General features: G+C 51.8%; 16 protein-coding genes. 9 read left to right on the top strand and 7 right to left on the bottom strand.

Annotated features, from left to right (window positions below; genetic code table 11):
- Nucleotides 1-74: 74 nt before the first annotated feature.
- A complete protein-coding gene (locus PSPTO_RS00130) occupies nucleotides 75-623 on the bottom strand; it encodes a hypothetical protein (RefSeq protein ID WP_046463838.1) in 549 nt (182 codons plus the stop codon).
- A gap of 296 nt (nucleotides 624-919) precedes the next feature.
- On the opposite strand from PSPTO_RS00130, the gene PSPTO_RS00135 reads away from it, so the two are divergent.
- Together PSPTO_RS00135 and PSPTO_RS00140 are read left to right on the top strand one after the other, a co-directional pair.
- Nucleotides 920-1,057: a hypothetical protein gene (locus PSPTO_RS00135; protein ID WP_011102949.1), complete on the top strand. Its 138-nt coding sequence runs from the start codon at nucleotides 920-922 to the stop codon at nucleotides 1,055-1,057.
- 350 nt (nucleotides 1,058-1,407) lie between these two features.
- Nucleotides 1,408-2,037 (top strand): HAD family hydrolase, encoded by a 630-nt coding sequence (locus PSPTO_RS00140; RefSeq protein WP_011102950.1) that lies wholly within the window; start codon nucleotides 1,408-1,410, stop codon nucleotides 2,035-2,037.
- 54 nt (nucleotides 2,038-2,091) lie between these two features.
- Here PSPTO_RS00140 and PSPTO_RS00145 read toward each other — a convergent pair whose 3' ends face one another.
- Nucleotides 2,092-3,138: a hypothetical protein gene (locus PSPTO_RS00145; RefSeq protein WP_011102951.1), complete on the bottom strand. Its 1,047-nt coding sequence runs from the start codon at nucleotides 3,136-3,138 to the stop codon at nucleotides 2,092-2,094.
- A gap of 185 nt (nucleotides 3,139-3,323) precedes the next feature.
- Here PSPTO_RS00145 and PSPTO_RS00150 point away from each other — a divergent pair, with 185 nt between their 5' ends.
- The 5 genes from PSPTO_RS00150 to PSPTO_RS00170 all read left to right on the top strand — a co-directional run bounded on the left by PSPTO_RS00150 (nucleotide 3,324) and on the right by PSPTO_RS00170 (nucleotide 10,152).
- Nucleotides 3,324-4,046: a hypothetical protein gene (locus PSPTO_RS00150; protein WP_011102952.1), complete on the top strand. Its 723-nt coding sequence runs from the start codon at nucleotides 3,324-3,326 to the stop codon at nucleotides 4,044-4,046.
- Nucleotide 4,047: 1 nt separating this feature from the next.
- The gene (locus PSPTO_RS00155; RefSeq protein WP_011102953.1) at nucleotides 4,048-6,003 is read left to right on the top strand and encodes a DDE-type integrase/transposase/recombinase; all 1,956 of its coding nucleotides are present in this window, start codon (nucleotides 4,048-4,050) and stop codon (nucleotides 6,001-6,003) included.
- Nucleotides 6,000-6,938, top strand: a complete 939-nt coding sequence (locus tag PSPTO_RS00160) for a TniB family NTP-binding protein (RefSeq protein WP_169790031.1) — start codon at nucleotides 6,000-6,002, stop codon at nucleotides 6,936-6,938. Before PSPTO_RS00155 ends, PSPTO_RS00160 begins: the two co-directional genes overlap by 4 nt.
- 12 nt (nucleotides 6,939-6,950) lie before the next feature.
- Entirely contained in the window at nucleotides 6,951-8,837 is a 1,887-nt protein-coding gene (locus PSPTO_RS00165; RefSeq protein ID WP_011102955.1) for a TniQ family protein, read from the top strand.
- Nucleotides 8,838-9,414: 577 nt separating this feature from the next.
- Nucleotides 9,415-10,152: a metallophosphoesterase gene (locus PSPTO_RS00170; protein ID WP_011102956.1), complete on the top strand. Its 738-nt coding sequence runs from the start codon at nucleotides 9,415-9,417 to the stop codon at nucleotides 10,150-10,152.
- Nucleotides 10,153-10,953: 801 nt separating this feature from the next.
- Here the strand turns inward: PSPTO_RS00170 and PSPTO_RS00175 are convergent.
- The 5 genes from PSPTO_RS00175 to tnpB all read right to left on the bottom strand — a co-directional run bounded on the left by PSPTO_RS00175 (nucleotide 10,954) and on the right by tnpB (nucleotide 17,183).
- Nucleotides 10,954-11,922, bottom strand: a complete 969-nt coding sequence (locus PSPTO_RS00175; protein WP_011102957.1) for a plasmid partitioning protein RepB C-terminal domain-containing protein — start codon at nucleotides 11,920-11,922, stop codon at nucleotides 10,954-10,956.
- Nucleotides 11,922-12,827, bottom strand: coding sequence for a plasmid partitioning protein RepB C-terminal domain-containing protein (locus PSPTO_RS00180; RefSeq protein ID WP_011102958.1), 906 nt, complete (start codon nucleotides 12,825-12,827; stop codon nucleotides 11,922-11,924). The genes PSPTO_RS00175 and PSPTO_RS00180 overlap by 1 nt, the downstream gene beginning before the upstream one ends.
- Nucleotides 12,824-14,380 carry a recombinase family protein gene (locus PSPTO_RS00185; protein WP_011102959.1) on the bottom strand — a complete coding sequence of 519 codons (1,557 nt, stop codon included), beginning with the start codon at nucleotides 14,378-14,380 and terminating at the stop codon, nucleotides 12,824-12,826. The genes PSPTO_RS00180 and PSPTO_RS00185 overlap by 4 nt, the downstream gene beginning before the upstream one ends.
- Before the next feature lie 872 nt (nucleotides 14,381-15,252).
- Complete coding sequence (locus tag PSPTO_RS00190) at nucleotides 15,253-16,806, bottom strand: IS66-like element ISPsy5 family transposase (RefSeq protein ID WP_003409202.1); 1,554 nt, start codon at nucleotides 16,804-16,806, stop codon at nucleotides 15,253-15,255.
- Nucleotides 16,807-16,823: 17 nt separating this feature from the next.
- Nucleotides 16,824-17,183 (bottom strand): IS66 family insertion sequence element accessory protein TnpB, encoded by a 360-nt coding sequence (tnpB, locus tag PSPTO_RS00195; RefSeq protein WP_003409203.1) that lies wholly within the window; start codon nucleotides 17,181-17,183, stop codon nucleotides 16,824-16,826.
- A 334-nt stretch (nucleotides 17,184-17,517) separates the two neighbouring features.
- Between tnpB and PSPTO_RS00200 the strand changes: the two genes are divergently transcribed.
- Both PSPTO_RS00200 and PSPTO_RS00205 read left to right on the top strand, forming a co-directional pair.
- A complete protein-coding gene (locus PSPTO_RS00200) occupies nucleotides 17,518-22,428 on the top strand; it encodes a DEAD/DEAH box helicase (RefSeq protein ID WP_011102960.1) in 4,911 nt (1,636 codons plus the stop codon).
- Between the two features lie 44 nt (nucleotides 22,429-22,472).
- Nucleotides 22,473-24,563: a DUF262 domain-containing protein gene (locus PSPTO_RS00205; protein WP_011102961.1), complete on the top strand. Its 2,091-nt coding sequence runs from the start codon at nucleotides 22,473-22,475 to the stop codon at nucleotides 24,561-24,563.
- Nucleotides 24,564-24,688 lie beyond the last annotated feature (125 nt).

The following is a 24,688-nucleotide window of genomic DNA, read 5'->3' on the forward strand; positions in this document are numbered from 1 at the left end:
CAAACGCACTGGCCACCTAGGTCAACCAGTGGCCACGTGTCTACAATGTAACAGTACTTTGTCCCGCACCGAATTTACAACTCGCCTTTAAGAACGCCTTGGAGCGTTGACGCCGAAATGTCGGGTTGGACAACGGTGAGTTGTCCGATACGGTGAAGCTTTGCGTAACGAGGATCTTTGTCCGAAACGACGTACAGCCATTTAACCTTTCTTAAATGAACAAAATCGACCCGCGTATGTGCGTTGGGCAACGATTTTGATCCGTGAAAATTGGATAAATACTCACCCTCTACTTTTCCAGCTAGTAAATACCCCGACGTAGAAGACGGGCACATTACCCAGTCACCGCTTTGCATTTTGAATGCAAAATTCCATGGCATGTTGGCTGTGGTCTTAAAAACTCTTTCGTTGTCATTGGGATAGGCGATTCTAAATTTCTCAACGAAATCTGGGTAATTATCTTTGTAAAGCCGCATATCCCCCACTGCCGGCCACCCAATAGCAATGTAACCAATGGAACCTGGATCCGGTGGGAAAGGGCCGGCTTTTGAGTTAAATGCCTCCAGCTGATCCCCGGCATCCCCGACAAAAACGCCCCATACTTTTGGCTCTTCCACAGACATTTTGCCTCCTCCATTTTGGGTGTGAGGAGACGGTATCTGAGTCATCGAGATACGTACAGGATATTGTTAAGATATTCTTAAGATGTCAGAAATGACTTTTTGGCGTGTCAGCCGGCTCTTCTTGGCATAGCCATTTATCATTTCGTCAGGAAGGTCGTACCAACCCTTCCAGCATAGGCCAAGCCAAGTCTGGCGTCGGTCGCCATTGACGGTTCGGCGGTCGACCGCGCGCTGTCAGCGTGGGGAGTCGACCATACTCGCTAATCAAGCGCAGCTAAACTCATAGGAAGTTAGGAATGACCCTGACGTCCCTGACCTTTGCCAAGGCCAAGACCAAGACCAAGACCAAGACCAAGGTCAGGGTAGCTTCCGCGCGCTCAATTGCTTCCTCGGTTTCTTCGGTTCACGCTGGGCGTTGGCCTGGCGTGGGCTGAACGGCTCGATCATTGAGAAGCTTCGCTCATATTCAGGGGTGGGTTTCGCCGAATCGGCAGGTGTGCTTCGCCCATCTCTCGCTTGAGCAAGCAGACTGTACACGCCGAGGGTGACCGGTGAGCCCTGCGGTAGCAGGGTCGACAACTGAAAGTGGCCGTTGCTTAGGCTTGAATATGCGTAAGGGTGTGCTTGGAAAGAACCTGATGGTGGATGTTGTGTCACGACACGTCGTAGTTAGAGGGACAGGTGCTGTCCCTGACGGTCTCCTGTCAGGTAGTCTTTTTATCGGTAGCAGCGACCGCCTCGATAATGAAGGGTGAGGTTCAATGGTCTGGAGGGAGTACGCGGTATGAGCCATGTCCAAGCTGTGATCTTCGATGCGTTCGGTACCATCACGCGGATCGAGAACGCGCGCCATCCATTTCGCCAGCTTCTAAAGCTGGGTATCGCCCAAGGGCGGCGGCCTAAGCCGGATGATGCGTCAATGCTAATGCGCCATCCTTGGGGGCTTGCACAAGCCGCTGACCATTTCGGTATTGATGTAACACCGGCAGAGCTTGCGCGAATCCAAGCCGAACTTGATGCCGAGGTCGCTAGCATCCAACCCTTCGCCGACGCCCTCGCCTGCATTGAGGCACTGCAAGCGCATGGTCTGAAAGTGGCGGTCTGTTCAAATTTGGCCAGGCCCTATGGCGCGGCTGTTAAGCGCATCTTTCCTGGCTTGGAGAGCTACGGCTTCAGCTATGAGATAGGGACGCTCAAGCCAGATCGGCGGATCTACGAGGCAGCGCTGACTGAGTTGGCTGTAGACGCCTGCAAGGTGTGGATGATCGGGGATTCCCAGCGTTGTGATCGAGACGGGCCAATAGCCCTTGGAATCAAAGGGCATTATCTAAACCGGACTGGAGCAGGATCGCCATCTGACTTTCGCGATTTGATGGCTTTCAAGCACTCCGTGTTTGAAAGCCGATCGCCTTGATCTCCCAGTTACATCTACAGTTGTGCAGCACCGGTAACGCTTAGCCGATGCAGGTCAGAGACCTAGGTCAATAGCAGCCAATCGGTCAATTTGATCCGACGTTGCATGACCTTGCCCGGCAATCGCCAGTAAGCGCTCTCGAAGTACTTCGGAGTACGGGCGATGTTTCGTCGCTGCAGATATAGGCTGGATGTTCCGTAAAGGAATTGTGATGCATGCCTTGCTGCCATCCATAGCTTCCCCAGTGGCGATCAGATCATTTGGCCGAAGCGCACCTTCGCCCTTTGTCATGCTGCCTATCAGGTTGTAGAAGTATTCCTCAAAAAGCACCTCAAGCTTCCCTGATTCGGTCAGATAGGCCAAGAGTAACCATGGATCGTCACTAGTAGGCGAGCCACCCCACCAGATGCTTAGCTCTGCGAGGTGCTGAAGCACTGCACTGTCTTTTTCAAAGACATACCAGATCGCTGGGGCTGTGTGCCTGCGAGCTATTGCATGCTCATACAGCTCCCTAGCGACGCCGGCAGGATCCCGCCAGCCGCTCCCCTGTTTGCAAAGGACGAGGGCGCTCGGTTGACCGTTTTCTGTGTTGATGAGATATCCAGGACAGGAGCCGAGGCATGGTTTGAGTCTAAACGCTGTACCCCGATACGAATCGAAATGCACCAAATCTGACGATGCTATCCAGACATCCATTCGTGCCATAAACCCAAGCTGGGACGGCCCGACTAGGTTGCTTTCTGTGGAGCTTTTGTTTTCGCCAAGCTTGAGCCGACGAATAGCTTCTTCTAGCTCAGGCAGCTTAGTCCTGTTGGCCAGGACACTTTCCAATCGAGACTGTGCGCCCGAGGGATCCGCTCCCCATAACTTAGATAACAGCTCTAACGAGGCGTAACCGCACTGAATTTGCTCTGGCTTTACCCCAGGTAGCACCTCATGGATGAAGCGGCCTGCAGACCTTATTCGTGCAAGTGTTTTTGGCTTCACACCCAGATGATCTGCCAACTCTGGTGTGCCTACGGACTTATCTCCCGAGAGGTTCTCGAAGGCGATTGCTTCCAAATAGATGCCGTACCAGGTGGTGTCCACTTTTCTACCCATGCCAACCCCATTTTGTTTGGACGGAAAACTATTGACAGGTTGGCCGGCCAGCAGTATTTCTATACGTCGATTGTTTGGACTCTACAGAATCCAGTCGGAGTTTGGGGTTTGGCGCTTACGGCGTCAAGCATCGCCATGGCGCACACCGCCTTGACGGTGCTTTCTTAAGATTTTGGAGTTGTGTTATGCCCGTCAGAAATAAGGGCGTTAAGCCTGTACGTGACGTTGCCAAGCGTACCAAACGGGGTCGCCGAGCTTATATCGTGCCGACGGATCGCAACGCGAATGGGATTGTCGCGGGCGAGAGTTTTCTTGAGCGCAACCACTTGCTGCTTCTCAGCCTCATGCCTGGATTCACGCGGATATCCGACCAGTCAATCTGTGTCGACCTGGAAAACGAAAATCTGCTTATTAGCCGACAGGACTTGCCCAAGAAAGACGGTAAAAAGGCTGTGGCTTACACTGCTGACAGTGAAATTGAGCGGCATGACGGACAGATCTTTATCTGCGAGAGCAAACCCAGCGCTTTCTTAGAGAAGCACGCGGATAAGCATGCTCGGGCTGAACGCATCTTGGCCACATATGGCAAGCAATTTATCACCTTCACCGAGGAGAAATTCTCTCCGGTGTTCATCTCCAATCTGGAAAATTTGAAAAAGGCGCTTAGTCCTGCCCAAAAGGAACGCGCGGCAGGTGCCTGTGAAAAGGTAGGCATCGCGTTAAAAAATCGTAAGCGGTGGCCGACCCTAGAGCTTAAAGAATCTGGGGCACTATCTAATGCGGACATTTTTTTTGGATTGGCATATGGGGTGCTGAGCGCGGACTTGTCGGAGAATGTTTTCTCGGGGGATGGCTGGGTCAATGCGGCGCACGGCTCGTTGGATCATCTGAAGCTAATGGACATCTGAGATGGCTGCCGTTAATGAAGGGCTCATCAGCTCGCGTCGATACAGGGTTGGCGCCGCGCTCATCGGAGCAGATGGTCGTTCGTATGTAATTGGAACGATCAATACCAAAGCACGGCAAGTAGTGCTGATTGGGCAGCTAGGTGAATCTCATGTCTACCAGGATGACGACTTTCGCAATACAGTCGCTTCGGGGGATCTACGCTCGGTCGTGCGTATTGAAACCCCATGTGGGGTAGAAGAGGTTTTTGAACCTCGATTCTTGAGTCCCACAGAAATTAAATCTAGAGATGAGCGGCAGGAGTACATCAGAGTTGTAGAGCAGCTGATTGAGGATTTTACTTGGAAGGATATCTACATTGAGATCCAAAGGCGATATGGCTCGCATCGTACTGTACCGTCAAGAAGATCAATTGAACGATACTGGAGAATTTATAAAGAGTCATATTCGCCAAACTGCTTAGCTGCACATTTTTCGGATCGTGGGGTTCATCATTCGTTATCGATGGAACCCGAGGTTCAAGAAATCATTCTTAACGTCATCGAGTCAAAGTATTGCAGTAGCAGTAGGTTTAGCATTCAGGATATTGTTCATGCAATTAATATTCGGTGTTCAGAAAAGTCAGCTGAGATCGGTGTTGAACTTGGCGGTGTGTCTAGGCGTACGGTAGGCCGATTCATTGCGAGACTAAATCTGAAAAATATCAAAGGTCGGCTGAACCCCCGCACCTTTCGTTTGATTATGCGAAATGCGTGTAGCTATCTCGATGTCAAAGAGCCTTATGCCCGCGTAGAGGGTGACTCTACGGTTTTGGACATCTTCATTGTCGATGCCTCTGGCAACGTAATTGGTTGCCCCACCTTCTATGCTTTGATCGATACAGCAACAATGACCATTGTTGGAATTCACCTCACCATTCAGGCAGCAAGCCAGGTCGGGTTGATGCAATCCCTGCAGTTTGCTTTTAGCCCCAAGGGAGAGCCATTTAAAACGCAATGGAGCTGTATGCATGAGTGGCCCGCCCCGGCAGATATCCGCACATTGGTTCTGGATAACGGATCTGATTGCCATGGCCCTATGATCGTTAAAGCGTCGCAACACCTGGGTATGATGTTGGAGTACTGTGTTGCCGGTGCCCCCTACCAGAAACCGTTTATTGAGCGTTTTTTTGGCACGTTGAACACGATGCTGATCAAGAAACTGCCAGGCGCTAAGAAATCACATGACAAGCGGGAAACGCATGGTCTGGAAGACGCACAAAAATCTGCGACCTTGACCATCGAAAAACTTAACGAAGTCATCATCCGCTGGATTACGGATTCATATCATATTAAGAAGAGTGATCGCTTGTCCGAAAAGTTTGGTCAGGAGTTTACTCCATTGCAGGCGTTGACTCGTCTGAGCCAGCAGTATGTAGTTTTTCCAGCCCCTTCGGCTGAAGAATTGATGGAAGCCTGTCGTCATTACTTAGAAGTCAAGTTAAGTATCACTCGTGAAGGTATTAACTATCAGCGCCAGTTCTATCAGAACGAGTATGTTTCAGCGCTTTTCAAAACAAACTCTACGGTGAAGGTAGATGTGTGCATTAATCCACTTGACTGCCGGTCGGTTCATATTTATGACCTTGGCTTGAAAGAGTGGGTCACGGTTCAAAATAAGAACCCGAACATGCCTGCTATTAGTTTTGAACAGGCTAAGGAAATCCGGAAGGCACATTATAAGTCAGACTTCGAGTTGTCTGGGGAAGATTACGTCATCAATCATATAAATATTATCGAAGATGCCAATGCGCAGAAACGTCCAAAAGGCAAGATTCGCGAGAATCAAAGAGCTCAACGAACAGTCGATAAAGCCAACGCTGCGGCGATCACTCCTGAACAACAATTGCCGATTGCTGAAACCGTTCTCGCTGCTGCTCCGACAGAAATCGTAGTTGCGCCCCACCGGAGGAAAAAATGATGGCGAATGAAGTCATTAAGGTGATTCGTTCTGAGGGCTTTTTCCATGGCCGGATGTTGAGATCATATCAGCGGGCCTTTCAAGTCATTGAGGCCTCCCTTGCCGGTGAGCGGCAAATCTTGCCGATGTTCGGCCCCAGCCGAATAGGCAAAGGAGAAGTCGCTCAGGCACTGATGGCAGACTTTCCCACGCAGGAGGTGAACGGCAAAATCTGTAAGCCACTGATCCGCGTCACAGCCCCAACTGAACCCAATCAGCGTGCGCTCACGCTAAGTATTATCCGTGGCCTCGGTGGTAGGGTACTGAGCAAATGCAGCACACCGGATTTGTACGATCAAGCGTTGCGCCAGCTAGAGATTGCGAAAGTCAGGGCGATCATCGTCGATGAAGTACAACATCTGGCAGAGCTACACAGCCCACAAAAAGTAAGAGCTCTAGCTGATTTCTTCAAAGTATTAAGCGATGAACTCAACATCTCTCTCATTTTGCTTGGTCTTCCTGCTGCTGAGCGCTTGCTGGGGCTAAATGAGCAATTACGTGGTCGCAGTTTGGCCACTGAGCTGATCTACCCCTACTCGTGGATTAGTGCTGCTGATCGCCAAGATTTTGCTGCGGGTATTTCGCTTGTGGCTGCTGCGTACAGTGAACAAGGCTGGATATTTGAGCTAAGTGGCGATGTAGCTATTAAGTCCCTTTATGCCTCCTCCTTAGGCCGCTTCGGTATGTTGGTCGATCTCTTCAGCCATGCCGAGACTAATAATGCCAACAAGATAATTGACGTTAGATGTCTAGCTAAAGCCTACCGTAACGCCGTCAATGACCAGCCTTTTTCTGGCAACCCGTTTACACCTGGCACCGTCATTTCGGATCACGATTTGAACGCCGCTTATGTGAAGGTGTTGCGCGAGGCTCATCTCCCTATTCCCCGGCTGTAGAGGGCAACATAAATGTCGTTTTTCCAAAATGTGGCCCTCCAATCAGGTGAAAGCCTGAACTCTCTTTTGATGCGAAAAGCGGAGCTCAACGGCTATGGTTGCGCTCAGGCGCTGTTGGGCGAACGAGGGCTCAAGTTAGCAGCCGCTTACTCGTCGCCAGAGCTCGCTCAAATCTGCGAATGTTTTGAGCTGAAAGAGGAACAGCTCAGTACAACTCTCATTGGCCAAACGCATTACCTTGGTCAACCCAGCTACCTTCGCAATGGCCATTCACCGGTCTGTCCAGAGTGCTTGGCCTCCGATGGATATGCTAAAGAGGCTTGGTCTCATCTGCTGGTCACAGCTTGTCCCACCCATGGCATTGTGCTGCTTGGCAACTGCCCCGACTGCGAGAAACCGATCAGTTACCACCGACGCACGCTGGAGCTTTGTGACTGCGGGTACGATCTACGGCTTGCTGTTAGCGCCCAAGCGTCAGAGTTCGCAATGAAATTATCCGCACTGATGGCTGATGCGGGTGTCGGCGAGCACAAAGGGTTTACCGAGATTTGCCGCCGTCAGGGATTCGAACCGCTGTTGCCTGACTTCTTAACGCTACTCGCGAAGCACCAAGCTCAACGAAGCGGTTTGCCGATGGCTAAACCTCGCTTCAGCAGTTCTTCACCTTTGCAAGATTCGCTGGTGATGGTGGGTTGTTTGGAGTCGTTGCTGAGTGATTGGCCAGCACGTTTTGATGCGGCCATGCAAAACCAACTTCGCTCAGGCCATGGCGTTGGTCTCGCCGAACGGATTGGATCTTGGTACAGGGAGTTATTCAGCACCTACTCATCCTCCAGCTTTGATTTCGTTCGAGATCAGTTCAGGGCACAAGTGGCTGAACACTTTGACGGGCGCTTAGGGCTCAATACGCGCGCGATGATGTTTGGGCCTGATAACGCTGAAGCGATGCAGTGGTTCTCAGCGGCAGAGGCTGCGCGCTTGTTAGGAGTTGCTCCAGATATTCTGGCCAACCTAGTGATCAAGCAAGCTGTGATCGGGAGGGTTCACCAGGAAGGTAAGAGTCGCTTTGTCGCCATTCACCGCTCTATGCTTGATCAGATCGCATCAGCACGTGCTGAATACCTTTCCGCAACCGAGGCTCGCCGTCGACTGAACGTCTCAAAAATATTTTTTGAGCGTTTCGTGCAAGCCGGAGGCCTCCGCCGGTACAAACGTGATGAGCGGCCTGTGTTAGTCGCGGGCGAATTTTTAGCTACCGAGATTGACGCAGTTGTTGCTCAGTTGATTAAACGGGTGCGTAAGAAAGCTCGGGTTTCTCTCCCCATCGGAATTCAGGACATTTCGGTAAGACACGGCATATCCAATGCCAAGATTGTCGCGGTGCTCCAGGACATTTTGCAGGGAACGATCTGCCCGACGGGGCATGTGCCAGCTCTCCCTGGACTGGCAGGCTTACAGTTCGATCAGGCCGAAATCGAACAGCGTGTTCGAGACAACAATCCGGACGTCGCGCTCAGCGTAGACCACTTGGCCCAGATATCAGGGTGGAAACCTGCAGTGATCAAGAAATGGATTCAGGGCGGATACCTTAATGCTGTCGAAGAGAAACATGGCAAAGCTAAGCGAGATGTAGTGCCTGTATCCGCGCTTGTTCGTTTTCTTCTGACATACGTTCCAACTGCTGAGATCTCCAAGCAGCTTGAGACCAAAACGCCCTATTTGCTCCAGTCCCTCCGGCCCGCGAAGATCGAATGCATTGTTCCGCCTCAGGAAGCAGGAGGAGCTCATCGTGGCCTGTTATTGCGGAGTGCTGACTTGGCACGCGGAGCTCAACTGCGTAAGCCCACTATCCGAGATTTGGCTAATCAAATGGCCCAGGTGGATTTTATCCAGTGTTAGCCGCCTGTGCGACAACGTAACCGGCGCCAGCTGGCGCATGGAGAGTCTGAAATGCATTACCTCAGTGATGTGGTTGAAGTGCTTTATGGGCCAGGCCAGCCAATGTCTGGTTCCGAAATGAAGAACGATGAGGCGATTGCGTACGTCCGGCAACATTGTCCGCAGGCGCCTTTTTGCTTAGTCCGGGATTGGGTTTGGGTCGATTTGGATGTTAGCGATGTGCAGCGAGCAGATCTGCAAGAAGCCCGTTGTCAGCCCGTGATTTTATATGCCCATACCGTCATACATGACAGTACCGATCAGTGGAGGTGTGGTGACTTTGTTCGAACCTCACCGCTACACGTTTTCCAAGATGGGTTTCTCTTTAAGACGTGCCGCACGGTTTACGTGCTGCTAGGCGGTGGGATGCGCAAGGTTTCAGCGCCTGATGTCCTAGAGCGCGTCCTCTAGAGCTGTATGAAATTGCTCGGGGCCTATCTAGCTGACCGAGTTGAAGGATGATCATCGACAAGTTTGCCCATGACAGCTTGCCCATGTCAGACGCCCCGCCACTCAGTGACCGTTTGAGGAAAAGACGATGCGCATTCACCTGCTCTCCGATTTACACAACGAGTTTGAGCCCTACCTACCGTCAAAACTGGATGTGGATTTGGTGATCCTGTCCGGCGATATTGATATCAAAACCCGTGGGGTTGCTTGGGCCGGTAAAGCTTTCACCTGCCCTGTGCTGTATGTGCCTGGCAATCACGAGTACTACGGTGGTCATCTCACCAAGACGCTGGAGAAAATGCGCTTGGCATGTGACAGTCATGTCCAGATTCTTGATCTCGAACAGGTCGTCATAGAAGGCGTCCGCTTTCTGGGTGCCACAGCGTGGACGGATTTTTCAGCTACCGGCAACGCTCCACTGGCATCCATAAGCGCCCAAAATCTAATGAACGATTTTCGGCAAATCCGTACCGAAAATTACCGGCGTATTCGGCCAAGTGACTTGGTTGAGAGGTCTGTGAATGCGCGAGAGTGGTTGTGGGCGAGACTGAAAGAGCCATACGACGGCGCGACGGTGGTGATCACACACCATGCTCCTTCGCTACGATCCCTTCAGGACAACCCGCATGCTGGTGGTCATATGGATGCTGCCTATGCAAATCGTTGGGAACATCTCATGGGTAGCGATCGGGCCAATTTGTGGGTACATGGCCATTCACACACAGCGGTGGACTATGACGTTGAAGGCACCAGAGTGGTATGCAATCCGCGTGGGTATCCAAATGAAGATACCGGTTTCGATGCTGGTTTAGTGTTAACGGTTTAATCGAGGAGAGGTTCAGTGGATAGCCTTTCCCGCTACTCCAGATGCCGCCTGGCTCGGGCTTATAGCTGCTATTTTCCTGAGCTGGTTACGGCTTTTCTTACCAATGTCATCATCGTGTCCTGCTGCGGATATGGCGTAATGTACCGGCATGTGAAGGTAAGTCGAGTAGGATATTTCGAAGACGGTCACAGGTTACGAACCTCTGACATTCTCCATGCAGACCGCTATGGCTCGTTTTGGGCACTGCGGACAGTCAGCGGAAGCTTTTATGTGATTGCCAGTTTTCATCGTAAGGGTGGCCGACAGTCGCTGCAGACTTTCCTCAGGCTTCGTTCAAAGGGCATTCATCTGACGCCAGAGCGGTTGCAGTGACAATCATTCTTTCAAATTAATGATACCCGGTGCCTACAACAGTACAGACGGCGAACCCTCGCGAAGAATCGACGGTAACCCGGTTCACGGGGCGCGAACTGCGTCTTTCTCATTACCTGGTGGCATGCAGCGGATCAACGGGCCAAACGACCTATAGTTAGCCGTTGAGCGGGTCGTGGCTGAGGATTGCTTCGGCTGGCTCTGTATCTTATGAGCCGCTTGCGTGCTCATTCAACGACCTGTCTGGCCGAGGCCAAAGATTTTATGCCGAATTATTAAAATCCAATAATTATTCGTGAGCCATAATTCCAAGACGGAATCTCGGCTTCCATACTACGACGTGCGCCTATGCGCCATTGGATGATCCAATGTCCCTCCAACGAGGTATATCGAATACGAATAGCATCTGGATACATCCGGTTGGCACCATCAACCCTCGGCAGTGGTGCTCTGTAAATCATCTTCGGGCCCGTTGTCTGCCCAAGGCAGTTCGGTCAACTCGGCAATGGACTGGAATTCTTTCAGGTACTCTGGTTGGTGCCGAGCTAACCACCGCACAACGGCAGCGTTGGCGAGAAGCTTGGTCAGGTAGCCTTTTATAACCGTCAAATGAAGGACATCAGGCCCATAGTCCTCTTCGACTGTCTTGATCTGCATCTGCAAGGCAGCTAGCTCGCGCTCCAAGCGTGCCATGGACTCCGCAGAAACCTGATGATCTTGAGAAGGCTTTTTTATCATCACGAGCTGGTCGGGTGGTGTGGCCGCTAATAGTGCTTTAGCAAGGAGAACCGATAGGTTTTTGTTCCCAATCATCAGTTCTGCTGCTTCGATTTGCCTTAAGGGTTTCATCTGCCGTAACAGGTTAAATACATTGGCCGGGCAGTCCGTGTCACCCAAAAGGGCTACGACCTCTGCGCAAATACCATTAAGCAGGCGAAATCTCTGCCTGATGGTCTGCGGTGATAGCCCGAGGGCTTTACCAAGCCTTTCGGCTGATACGCCTCGTTCCATTGCTCGTACGATCATTTTGTTACTTTGGACAGCGGATAATCGATTAGTACGTTTATTGTACGAATAAGTATCATCGTCAGTTGCTACCAAGCAATCTACTTTTAGCTCGCCTAAATCTTTCAGAACTTCAATGCGCAGATGGCCATCGAGCAGAAAATATTGTCCACTGGTGCCCGGTGCAGGTGTGACAGCTGGCGGCTCCACTAGTCCTACATCTTGGATAGAGGCAAGAATTTGATGATACTTAGTACTCTCTTTGACCGCAGGACGTAAGACCTTCAGCGGCAGAATATTAATGATTTCGACTCGAACGCATTCGTCCAGAAAAGCATTGTTGGGAGCATATATTGGCTGTGTTTTATCAGGGCTTAATTTTCGGTTAGACATCACAAGCCTCCTCTATTCGATAGTCTAGCCTGTATCAGCTTTGGCATCGAATCTAGGTGTTCTGTAGAAAGTAGCTTTTCGAAATCACTGACGGCCAAAAGCTCTTTTATAGCTTGGATTGAGAAAACAACACGGTCGTGAGTAAATGCTGCTTTTTTCACCATCAAACGCTGCCGCTCAGCCTCCCGCTCAAATAAATGCCTCAAGTCAGTTGGGGTAAGCCTTTTTTTCTTATTTTGGCTAACGCCCAAGGGATTTCCGCGTACAAGCTTGTCCTTCTTGGCCCGGAGCTCCAGGAGGTGCCGTAGTTTGGTGATTTTCTTTCCTCTGATCCCTCGTTCGTAAGCGTCGGTGAGTAAATCTTGAATATCACTTTCACTGCTCCGAGCGATATCCGTCGCCATGCTCAATGGGATCAGCCCGGTTTCAACAGCCGAGAGGAGTTTTTCTTCACCTCGCTCAATCAGATTAACAATCATGTTGACCCATGAGGATGTACTACCAATTATGGTTGCGATTTCCGCATCTGTTTTGCCTCGGCCTTTTAAGCGCCCCACTTCATTCATAAGGTCGATCGGACGATGTTGCCTTCGCGCAACGTTTTCCACCAAACTCATGACAAGGCAATCTTCTTCCGCCGAGTCGATCACGAAAGCTGGAATCTCAGTAGCCTCTAGAGCCAGGAACGCTTCTAAACGACCTTGTCCGCATACAAGGTCATAGTTGAAAGACCCTTGAGTTGACACTCTGCGGCTGACAGTAATCGGGCGTTTGAGTCCGACTGTTTTGATATTTTCGATAAGCTCATGGTGGATTTTCTTGTTTCTCGTTCGCGGGTTAAGTATATGAATTTCTGCGATAGGTATAAGTGCGATACGGTCGCGTGTGGTTAAGGGGACGGTCATTGACAAGCCTCCTTCAGAGAGCAGCGGGCAGCAAGCCCATCAAGTACATCCAGAGTTTGGAAACAGTAGCTGTCTATCAGAGGGCTGTTTTCTTCTGCCATTTTCTGTGGCCAGGCGCCCATGTCTATAAGTGGAACGAGGTAATAGTCCCGGACTTGAAGGTTTGCTCGCTCCATGCGCACAGCAATGGTGATATCTGGTGCCAGGCTAATGTCGAATCTCAGTTTCCATCGAAGAGTGCCTGCCGGAGTTGAGTGACAGCGGGCGATAACTACAGATGCCGTCCACTCACCGTTAACTGTTAATACGTCATTCTGAGCACTGATTTCTACACTCGCTCCAGCGTTTTCCAAGTGTTTTATTACGTCTTCAAAAACCTGTGGATGTAGTTGTCGTAGAGACCGATTGATATCCATATATCGATAATCTCGGTCTGGTGCGTAACCGATGAGGGTATAGGCGCGTAAAAGTCCACCAAAACGACTTATGTAAACAGTGCTGGAGGGCATGTTGTCCTGCTCGTCAATGAGCATCCCAGATAATGAGCCTGCCTGTTGAAGTAAGGCGCGGAGCAGTTCTAGCATTTGTGTATCATCTAGGCGGTGTGAACGCTGCAGGATGATTTCGCGAGCGCAGGTAAAAACCTCTAGTGAAACAATTCCTTGAAATGCGCCATCACAGCGTATCCACTTGTCGGGCGGGTTGCGGCTGCTACGTTTGCGTAGCTTGGATGATGTTTTGTTGTATACGTTGTTGCCAATATATTTCTCATTGGTCAGCACCTCGTGGACGCTGCTACGGCTCCAAGGACGATCAAAGTCGGTGAGCACACCGTCAGCATTAAGTGCGTTAGCAATTTCGCGTTCGTTCATCCCGTTGTGGATGAATCGGTGATAGATGTGTTGAACGATTTCTATCTCAGCTTCAGGCCCAGGAATTAGGATGACCCTGTCCGTCTGAATGCTTTTTTGCTGCCCCCGCGACAGTTCTGCCTTGAACTCATTTTTCTCATCAATCAGAGCGCGGCGCAGTCCATACCCTGCGGGCCCGCCCTGATGGAAACCCTTTTCCACAAGGCGGCATTGGCCAGCGAAAACTTTTTGAGAGAGCTCGCGACTGTACTCTCCTGCCATTGAACGTTTGATACCTTTATAAATCGTTGCCAGAGGCGAACCATCGTTCTCGAAGGGCTCTGCGCAATACACCACCTGGATGCCGGAGCTGGTACAGAGGTATTCATAATGAGCGCTCTCGTCTGTGTTCTGAAAGCGCCCCCAGCGACTGACGTCATAAACCAGAATAATTTGGAACTGAACATTTCCCGCCTGGACGTCATCGAGCAACCTACGCAGAGCGTCGCGGCCCCCGATGTCTAAGCCGCTTTTGCCTTCATCACGATAGGTTTTTACAATGTCCATGCCATGGCTCAGGGCGTAAGCATGAATAGCAGCCGATTGGTTTTCGGTGGAATAGCGCTGGTGATCAGTCGACATGCGAACGTATTCCGCAGCCGCTATCAAGCCGTCGGAGTAGTCTTCTAGTCTTTTTCGCATGGACGGAGAGGACAAGGCAGGCCTCCTCTAGACCAGAAAATTCCGGCCCATTCTATTCAGCCTAGCGTTGCTTTATGACCTGATGGTGACAAGGCATGGAGCAGACGCTAGGTGGGTTTCAAGGCTATGGGGTACAGGTTTGCTGACTCCTCTTGCTCAACTGCGATGCTTTCATAAGACTGATATGGACTACAAATCCTGTTAGCAGTCGGCGAGAAAAATGCCTGTTCCATGCTGGCTGGAATCCCTGTAACCTTAGGGACATTGCCAATTTGTCAATCTGGGTTGCGCATTGAACTCTCTTTGAGTGGGCGGCGTAGCGGAGATGTAGTGCGGTCAGCGCGCAGTTCTTCTGGCTTGCGGAAAATGACAATAAGTTGCGCTCGTTTGACGGAAGATGACATCTTGTTTGACGCGTTCATGTCATTAATCTTGCCCAATTCGTTCTTAAGTCATTGATTTTTATAGCGTGACGGATGACATTCATGTTGCCCGCCGACAGGACGTGTCGACGGGCAAGTTAATTGTCATGTTCGTGCAGGTTATTGTCATGACAAAAAGCGTCACTACCCCGGCTTAGCGCCGGGGTTTTTTCTTTCTTGCTGAGAGCTTTAGGGATGGCTGGGCAGTATCTGTGGAGTCCATTTTGTAGCGAAGCTACAAGGGTTGTTCGGAAAATCTCGTATTGATAAAGGCAAAAAACCTGGGAGATTTAGGGTTATCTGATACGAGGTAATTTATGGCAATCAAAACAGCGTCGCCCATCAGCCCCCTAAACCACCGCTGATGGGCGGCCCATTGAGATACGCTTGCGGATTCATTAAAACGTAAGCGATCCACCAACCACACCTACCATCAGATGCGGCTTCCGTTTATCTTGGCATTTCCGGTGAGCAGTTCCACGGCAGCAACGCCTCATAGTCGGCCACCGACTGCGCAAGTGGCAACCTCTCCAGTACGTGGCGCAGCCACGTATAGGGCTCCTGGCCGTTGACCTTGGCGGTCTCGACCAAGCTATAGATCTGTGCACTGGCGGTGGCGCCTTTAGGCGTGTCGCTGAACAGCCAGGCTTTGCGCCCAATAACAAACGGCTTTATTGCGCGCTCTGCCGGGTTGTTGTCGATCGGTAAAAAGCCGGCTTCCACGTAACGCTTCAGCCGACTCCAGTTATTCGCCAGATAACCAACTGCCTTGCCCAGCACGCTTTGCGGCGTCACGTGGGACTGAGTTTTATCCAGCCAGCTTTTCAACTGAGCCAAGATTGGCAGGCTTTTCTCCTGCCGACCGGTAAAGCGCTGTTCGTCGCTGCCGTCTTTCAATTCGCGCTCGATACCGTACAGCTTATTGATCATCGTCAGCGCGATATCGGCACGCCCGGTCTTGCCCTTAGGTTGCACTTTTTGTGCTTCGACAAATTTGCGCCGCGCATGGGCCATACACGCCAAGCGCTCCACGCCCGGTTGTAACGCCAGCGCGTTATAGCCCGCGTAATCATCAGTCATCACATAGCCGCGATAACTTTCCAGCAGCCGTAACGGTACGTCCTGCGCGCGGCTGGAAGTGTAGTCGAACAATACGACTTTATGATCTGGAGGCCCGCTGGCCTGTACCCACATCCAGGATTGGCTGGTCGGGTCTCGATCTGGTTCTTTCAGTACCTGAACGCGGGTTTCGTCACAGTGGATGACCGGGCTTTCCAGCAATCGATCACGCATCAGATTTAACAGCGGCTGCAAATGTTCGCCGCACTGGATAATCCAGCGGGCCAACGTTTGACGCGGGATTTCTATGCCATGTCGGCTTAGCACCGTTTCAAAACGATGCAGCGGCAAGCCGTCGACATACTTGGTGGTCAGCAGCATGGCCAACACGCTGGGGCTGGCCATGCTCTTTTCAATCAACTGCGCAGGCTTGCCGGCTGTGACCGGTGCCGACTCACAGCCACGACAGCCGTAGACTTTGCGGATGTGTTTGATCACCCGAATCTGCATCGGCACGATATCCAGTTGCTCGCTGGTTTCCTCGCTGACGACATGCTTGCGGCAACCGCAGGCACAGGTCAGTTCGTGTTCGGGCAGCTCGTGGATGACTTCAATGCGCGGCAGATCAGCCGACAGTGGCTTGCGCTTGCCACGGCGTGGCGCAGGAGCAACTACTTCCTCATCAGCATCGCCGACCGGGAGCATAGGCTCGCTTTCAGGTTCATTGAACAAGGCAAGTTGAGGGGTATTAGGCTCGACGGTTTGTTCGGACTTTCGACCAAAAATACGGTCACGCAGCAGCTTGATCTGCTCTTTGAGATCAACGATGTGAGTGGCGTAGGCGTCTTTAACTTCCTGTTCGCGCGAGCGTGCTTCGTAGCTCTCAAGCAGCATCTGTTTGAGCAATACGGGATCGTCAGGAAGGTTGTCGGGCAATGGTCGCATGCCCTGGATTATACCCGTCAGGCAACAAACCTTGGAGTCAAAATCTTATGAGGACGGTTGCGCCACAGATCAAATCCATCCAGCAGCCAATTCAATTCCTGAACCGTCAGCACAATGGCTTCGTCGACATCATCTGGCGAGATTTTGAAACGCTCGGACTCGAGACGCTTGAGCCAAAGGCAGAAGCCGTTACGCTCCCAATACAAAATCTTCACTCGATTCCGGGATTTGTTGAGAAAGACAAAGAGCACCGGATCAAAGACCGCCACTTTAATATCCAACTCGACCAAAGCAGCTAAGCCATCGATGGATTTTCTGAAATCCACGGGTTTGGGATAGAGGTAGACTTTCTCGACTTTGGCGTCGGGTCGCATCATGGTGCTGGCTCCTGAAAGAAAACGGGAGCACAGCATCAGGCGTCAGCCAGTGGCTTGAAATGTGGGGTTCGTGGATCGGATACATTAAAACAGACCGCATGCTGAGCCAGCCAGCCAGCCAGCCAGCCAGCCAGCCAGCCAGCCAGCCAGCCAGCCAGCTGTAGGTGGACAGAGTTATTTGCCCACTCGGCCAAAGTTAGTAAGCAGAGACAAACCCCAATAGATCTCGTATCTCCTGGGGTTTTCTTTTGGCTGCTCAAAGAGACGCCTATTGATAGACTGGGAACCTTTAGCGCCCGAGACGTGCGTTAGTGGTAATCAAAAGGAATTCCTCATGTCCGCCCTATCCTCCCTGCTCGACACCTATCGCTCCGCCGCTGTCACTGAGCGCGAAAAAGGCACCTATTTCGAAGAGCTGATTTGCGGCTACCTGCGCAACGAAGCCACTTATCGCGATCTATACGAAAAGGTGTGGACGTATGCCGAATGGGCGAAGGAGCAGGGTCTTAGTGGTAAGGACGCGGGCATTGATCTGGTAGCGCGCACCCAAGGAACCGGCGAGTACCACGCCATCCAGTGCAAGCTGTACGCCGAAGATTACAAAGTCCAGAAGAAGGACATCGACAGCTTTTTCACTGCCTCGGGCAAAGCTCCGTTCACTCACAGGATCATCGTTGCAACCACCAACAACTGGAGCGAACACGCCGAGGACGCATTGCAGGGGCAACACCAGACGATCAATAAGATCGACCTGCAAGCCTTGGAAGAAAGCCAGATCGACTGGGCCAAGTACCAGCCCCACCAAGCCGTTGTTCTCAAAGCGCGTAAGCAATTGCGCGATCACCAACAAACCGCACTAAACGCCACCGCTGCCGGCTTAAATGATGCCGAGCGCGGCAAATTGATCATGGCGTGCGGCACTGGCAAGACCTTCACCAGCCTGAAGATTGCTGAGCGTCTGGCTGGCAAGGGCAAGCGTGTGTTGTTCCTGGTACCTAGCCTGTCCCTGCTATCGCAGACCCTCACCGAGTGGACGCAGGAAAGCGAAACCCCGCTCCATAGCTTCGCCGTGTGCTCGGATAGCGACGTAGGCAAGAAGCGCAAGGCCGATGAAGATACCGTGCAGGTGTTCACCCACGAACTGCGCTACCCAGCTACCACCAAGGCGGATCGGCTCGCAGCCGAAATGCTCAAGCGCCACGATGCCGAGCACATGAGCGTGGTCTTCTCCACCTACCACTCCATCGACGTGATCAGCCGCGCCCAACACGAATACGACCTGGCAGCATTCGATCTGGTGATCTGCGATGAAGCGCACCGCACAACCGGCGCAACCTTCGACGACGATGACGAAAGTACCTTTGTGCGCATCCATGATGTCGACTACATCCGCGCCATCAAACGCCTGTACATGACCGCCACGCCACGCATCTACGGCGACAACGCCAAGATCAAGGCCGAATCCGGTGAAGTCACCCTGTGCTCTATGGATGACGAGGCGCTGTACGGTAAAGAACTGTTCGTAATTAACTTCTCCGAGGCCGTTCAGCGCGGCCTGCTCACCGACTACAAGGTGCTGGTACTCACTGTTGAAGAGAGCATTGTCAATCGTCGGCTTCAAGAGCTGCTGAAAGACGAAGACAACCAGCTCAAGGTGGACGACGCCGCCAAAATCGTCGGCTGCTGGAAAGCCCTGGCCAAACAGGGGCTAGCTGAAAATCTGGTGGGTGATGATCAGCCCATGAAGCGCGCTGTAGCCTTCTGTCAGGTCATCTCGCCCAGCTACAAGGGCACCAAGCACAAGGTCAGCTCGATCAACATCGCCAGCATGTTCCAGTCGGTGGTTGAGGCTTATCAAGAGTCAGAAAACATCGACGAGGCCTCGCGCATCATCTGCGAAGCTGCACACGTCGATGGCTGCATGAATGCCAGCCAGAAAGAAGCCAAGCTCAACTGGCTGAAGGAGGAGCCTCCAGCCAACACTTGCCGCATTCTCAGCAACGTGCGCTGCCTATCTGAGGGCGTTGACGTGCCGGCGCTGGACGCCGTGCTCTTCCTCACCCCGCGTAACTCTCAAGTGGACGTGGTGCAGTCTGTAGGCCGGGTGATGCGCAACGCGCCGGGCAAGAGACGTGGCTATGTCGTGCTGCCCGTCGTCATTCCAGCCGGTATGGAGCCGCACGAAGCGCTCAACGACAATCAGACCTACAAGGTCGTTTGGCAGGTGCTCCAGGCCCTGCGCTCGCACGACGACAGCTTCGACGCCATGGTCAACAAGCTTGATCTGATCGGCTCAGACCCGCGCAAGATGGAGGTCATCGCCATCACCGACAAGGCCGACAAGAAGGCGAAGAGAACCAGCGGAACGAGCAACGGCCAAGCCGGCAAAGGCCAGTACGGCATCGGCGAGAAGCGCCCTCGACACGATGCCGAAGGTCAGATGACTCAGCAGGCCGAGCTGACCTACGAAGTGGGCGAGATCGAAAAGGCCATCTACGCCAAGATCGTCGAGAAGTGTGGCAACCGCCACCACTGGGAAGACTGGGCGAACGACATCGCCAAGATCGCCCGTACCCATATCGACCGTATCCAGGGCATCTTGGAGAATTCAGCCAACACTAGGGAAAAGGCCGCTTTCAACGCCTTCGCCGCCGAGTTGCGTGACGACCTCAACGACAGCATCAGCGATGGCGAGATTGTCGAGATGCTCGCCCAGCACTTGGTAACTAAGCCGGTGTTCGATGCGCTGTTCGACGAATACAGCTTCGCCAAGCACAACCCTATGGCGAAGGCCATGCAAGGGGTGCTGGACGCGCTCCACGAACACCATTTGGAGAAAGAAGCCGACACCCTGGAGAAGTTCTACGCCAGCGTTCGACAGCGTGCCTTGGGTATCGACAATGCTCAGGGCAAGCAGAAGATCATCGTCGAGCTATATGACAAATTCTTCCGCAACGCTTTCCCGAAAATGACTGAACGCTTGGGCATCGTTTACACACCAGTCGAAGTGGTGGACTTCATCCTTCACAGCGTAAACCACCTGCTGCAACAGGAATTCGGCCAGACCCTTGGCAGCAAGGGCGTACACATCATCGACCCATTCACCGGCACAGGCACCTTTATCACCCGCCTGATCCAGTCGGGCCTGATCAAACCGGAAGAACTGCCACACAAATACAAGCACGAGATCCACGCCAACGAACTGGTGCTGCTGGCCTATTACATCGCCGCCATAAATATTGAAGCGGCCTATCACGGTGAAGTGATCGACGGGTACACCCCGTTTGAAGGTATCTGCTTGACCGACACTTTCCAGATGTATGAGAAGGACGATTTGGTAGACGCTTTGCTAGTGGACAACAGTGCCCGGCGTAAGCGCCAGAAGAATTTGGACATTCGAGTGATTGTTGGCAACCCACCGTATTCCGAGGGTCAAAAAAGTGAAAACGATAATAATGCCAACCTGGGTTATCCGAAATTAGATAGTCAAATTCGATCAACATATGCTCGACAATCCGCAGCAACACTTTCGAAAGGTTTATATAACAGCTATATACGGGCGATTCGTTGGGCAAGCGACCGCTTAGGTGAAAGCGGAATAGTAGGCTTTGTTACCAACGCAGGCTTTCTCGAAGCGAGATTTGCGGACGGAATGCGGAAATGTTTGGCTGAGGAGTTTAGTAATATTTACATATTTCACCTACGAGGGCTGCGAGGAAAGCATACGTCCGGTGAGAGAGCCAAACAGGAAGGTGGGCAAATATTCGGCATGGGCAGTGGGACAGCAATCTGCATATTCTTTCTAGTCAAAAATACTGATTCCGAACGACGTGGGAACATTTATTTTCATTCTATCGAAGAATATCTAGACCGCGACCAAAAGCTTGCAAAGTTAAAAGAGTTGCAGGATGTCTCAGGGATCGCTGCGGCCAACGGCTGGACAGAGATTAGCCCAGACTCATATGGAGATTGGCTGAGGCAGCGTGAAGATGGATTTAACGATTTTTTCTTGTTAGGAGACAAGAAAGTTAATTCTCCGAAGCTATTCCATAGTTATTCGCAGGGCATTCTTACTGCAAGGGATACCTGGTGTTTCAATGGAAGTAATAAAAAAGTTGTAAAAAACATGGGTGCCATGATTGATTTTTATAATGGCGAAGTTTTAAGGTTCAATAAACGTTTTAACGGTATAGATCAAAAGTCTCGTAACGCGCTTGTTGATTCTTTTATCGACGCCAATCCGGAGAAAATTAGCTGGACTAGGGCTCTGAAGCAGGATCTATCGAAAGGTAAAAAGTTTGATTTCCAGGAAAGTGGTATGCGGGAATGCTTGTATCGACCATTTACTAAACAATGGATTTACTTTGATCGCAGATTCAACGAGATGGTCTATCAGATGCCGCGTATCTTCCCTAATGCGGCAGACCACAATCTAATGATTTGTGTCTCTGGCCCAGGCTGCATAACAGGTTTCAGTGCGATCATTTCAAAAGTGCCTGTTGAGTTTTGTATAGCAGCGATGAAAGGGGGGAGTCAGTGTTTTCCACTTTATCTTTACGATGAGCCGACTGAAGGCCCTGATCAAGGCGGATTGTTTGTGACGTCGGAAACACCAGCGCTAAGGCGTCGCGATGCTATCACTGACGAGGGGCTGACTCATTTCGAAGCTAGTTATCAAGACGAGAAAATCGGTAAAGAAGACCTGTTTTATTACGTCTACGGCATACTGCATTCACAGGACTACCGCGAACGCTATGCCGATAATCTGAGCAAGGAGTTACCGCGCATTCCGGCAGTGAGGAATGCTGCGGACTTCTGGGTCTTCAGCAAGGCGGGCCGCGCCCTGGCCGATCTCCACCTAAACTACGAAACCGTCGAGCCGTACCCGCTAACCATCGAAGCCAAGGGCACGCTTACCGATGCTGATTACCGAGTGGAGAAGATGAAGTTCGCCAAGAAAGGCGATAAGACCACTGTCATCTACAACCACCGCATCACCCTCAAAGGCGTCCCTGAAGCAGCCTGGGACTACGTGGTTAACGCTAAGGCCGCACTGAGCTGGGTGATGGAGCGCCAGGCCGTGCGCACGGACAAAGCCAGCGGCATCGTCAACGACGCCAACGATTGGGCCACCGAAACTATGGGCAACCCTAAGTACCCTCTTGAGCTGTTCCAGCGTGTGGTCACAGTGAGCCTAGAAACCCAAAAGATCGTCAACTCGCTGCCGGCACTGGATATTGCTTAAAAGTCACTGTCGATCGCTTTTGAAGCACTGATAAGGATTTCAAGATGCAACCGAGCAAAACAACGGTTACGGGCCTGTTCAACAGTCCACATCAATATCAGATCCCCATTTTCCAACGGGGATATGTTTGGACGCTGGAAAAGCAGGTCGGCCCTTTGTGGGCCGACATTCAAGATCGAGCAGATGCCGTTCTTGAGCAGCATTCGCTGTCCTCAACAGGCACGAACGCTGGGTTGAAGCCGTTGCAGAAGCATTTTTTGGGTTCCATTGTCATGACTCCAGTGCCCAACAGCTTTGGTAGGGTTGCCGCCTTTGAAGTCATTGATGGGCAGCAGCGCTCTACCACGCTACAGCTCTTGTTACTGGCTTTCCGCCAGGCTGCGCTTGAACTACCGGGTAGCCCTATACCGCAAATGCTCAACGGCCTCGTGCGTAACCCAGGCCCATACCAGTGTGCGGAAGATCACTACAAAATTTGGCCAACGCAGGCCGGTCAGGATGAAATGCGTCGCTTGAGCGATGCTGCTACAGATGCTCAGGTCATTTGTAATGGGTACCCGGTACGCGATGGCCGTGTCCGCATTGAACGGCCTTTGATGATTCAGACCTATCTGTATCTTTACCACGCCTGCTTGGCTTACATGAGAGGCGTTGACCTCACCGATGCGGTGAATCCGGCTTCAGATGCCACATTAGGCGACACGCTGATTGCTGATATTCGCCGTCACAATGATGTTCTGCCGTTGCAAGCTGGTTTGCCTTTGATATCCAGTCGAGGTGAGGCGCTATACATGGCGCTGTCCGACCTCATGCAAATAATGACGCTGACTTTGGAAGCCGAAGACGACCCTCAAATCATCTTCGAAACCCTCAATGCCCGTGGCGAGCCTTTGCTTGCATCGGATCTGGTACGCAATTATGTTTTCCTGGAAGCGGCGCGTCAGGGGAAGGATGTGCCAACGCTGTATGAAAGTTATTGGAGTCCATTTGATCTGGTAGCAAACTCCGGCAAAGGCGTTTCGACCAACGCCTACTGGCGAGAGAAAGAGCGTCAAGGCCGTCTGACCTATCCGCGAATTGATCTGTTTTTCTATAACTACGCCACTCTCCGCAGCCAGGAAGTAACCCTGGCCAGCCATGTTTTCCAGTCATTCAAAACCTGGTGGCAAAAGCAGCCGCGTGATCTGGAGGCGGAACTGGGGCGGCTTGTTGCATCCAGCACACACTTCAAGGAGCTGGTGTCGCCGGAAGGCACTGGGTACCTCGCTGAGTTTGCACGGCTAGTTAGGTCGTTGGACGTCAGTACGGTAACTCCGGTCTATCTCGCGTTGCGTGAACGTCTTGATAAAGACAGTACAGAGCTGAAGCAGGCGCTCAGTGACCTGGCTTCCTATTTGACTCGGCGTACTGTCTGCGGATCGACCACTAAGGGTTACAACCGCTTCTTCATGCGTGTCCTTCAGTCGGTTTCAGCGGCATCGATTGATCCGCACCTGGCACTTAGGGAAACGCTTTTGGCCGCAACGGGCACCAGTGAAATCTGGCCGGACGACGCTTCATTCAGTGACAAGTGGTGCCATAGAGCGGTGTACAAGGAGCTTAGGCCCGTCAAAACGTGCGGCGTCTTGCGGGCGTTGGAATATGCAGCCCGTGGCTCCCAGCAAGCAAGCAACCATGTGCCTGCCCAGTCTGATTTGACTGTCGAGCATGTACTGCCACAAAGCTGGAAGAACCTGTCTTATTACCAGATTGAAAGCATGACCGAAGGACAGAGTCAGCTCAGAGATATCGCTGTACATGGTTTTGGAAACTTGACGCTGCTGACTCAACCGCTGAACAGCTCAATCAGCAATGGCCCCTTTACCGACACCATAGGTGTCGATGGTGAACTGGTTCTGGGCAAACGATCTCGACTAGGTCAAAGCGCTCTGCTGTTGAATACCTATTTCCACCAGTCAGCGCTTGCATCATGGGACGACGTAGCCATCGAAAATCGTGCGAAAGCCCTGCTTAAAGCCGCGTTACTTGTATGGCCGAAGCCCGTCGACAGTACAGCTTCACCTGTCGCGGTAGCATCGGCGATCTCAAGGTGTCCTGATCGGATCGTAAGATTGTTCGATAAGGAGGGAGTGTGAAACGGATATTCTTCAGGCTGGGGGAGTACGCATCAGGGCATACTTTAGAGCAGCTAACGTAAGAAAACGTCATACAGTTCTAATCTGCATCGTGGCTACAGCTCCACCGTCAGCATCTTGATCCC

It is taken from the genome of Pseudomonas syringae pv. tomato str. DC3000, from assembly GCF_000007805.1.
Taxonomy (GTDB): domain Bacteria; phylum Pseudomonadota; class Gammaproteobacteria; order Pseudomonadales; family Pseudomonadaceae; genus Aquipseudomonas; species Aquipseudomonas avellanae.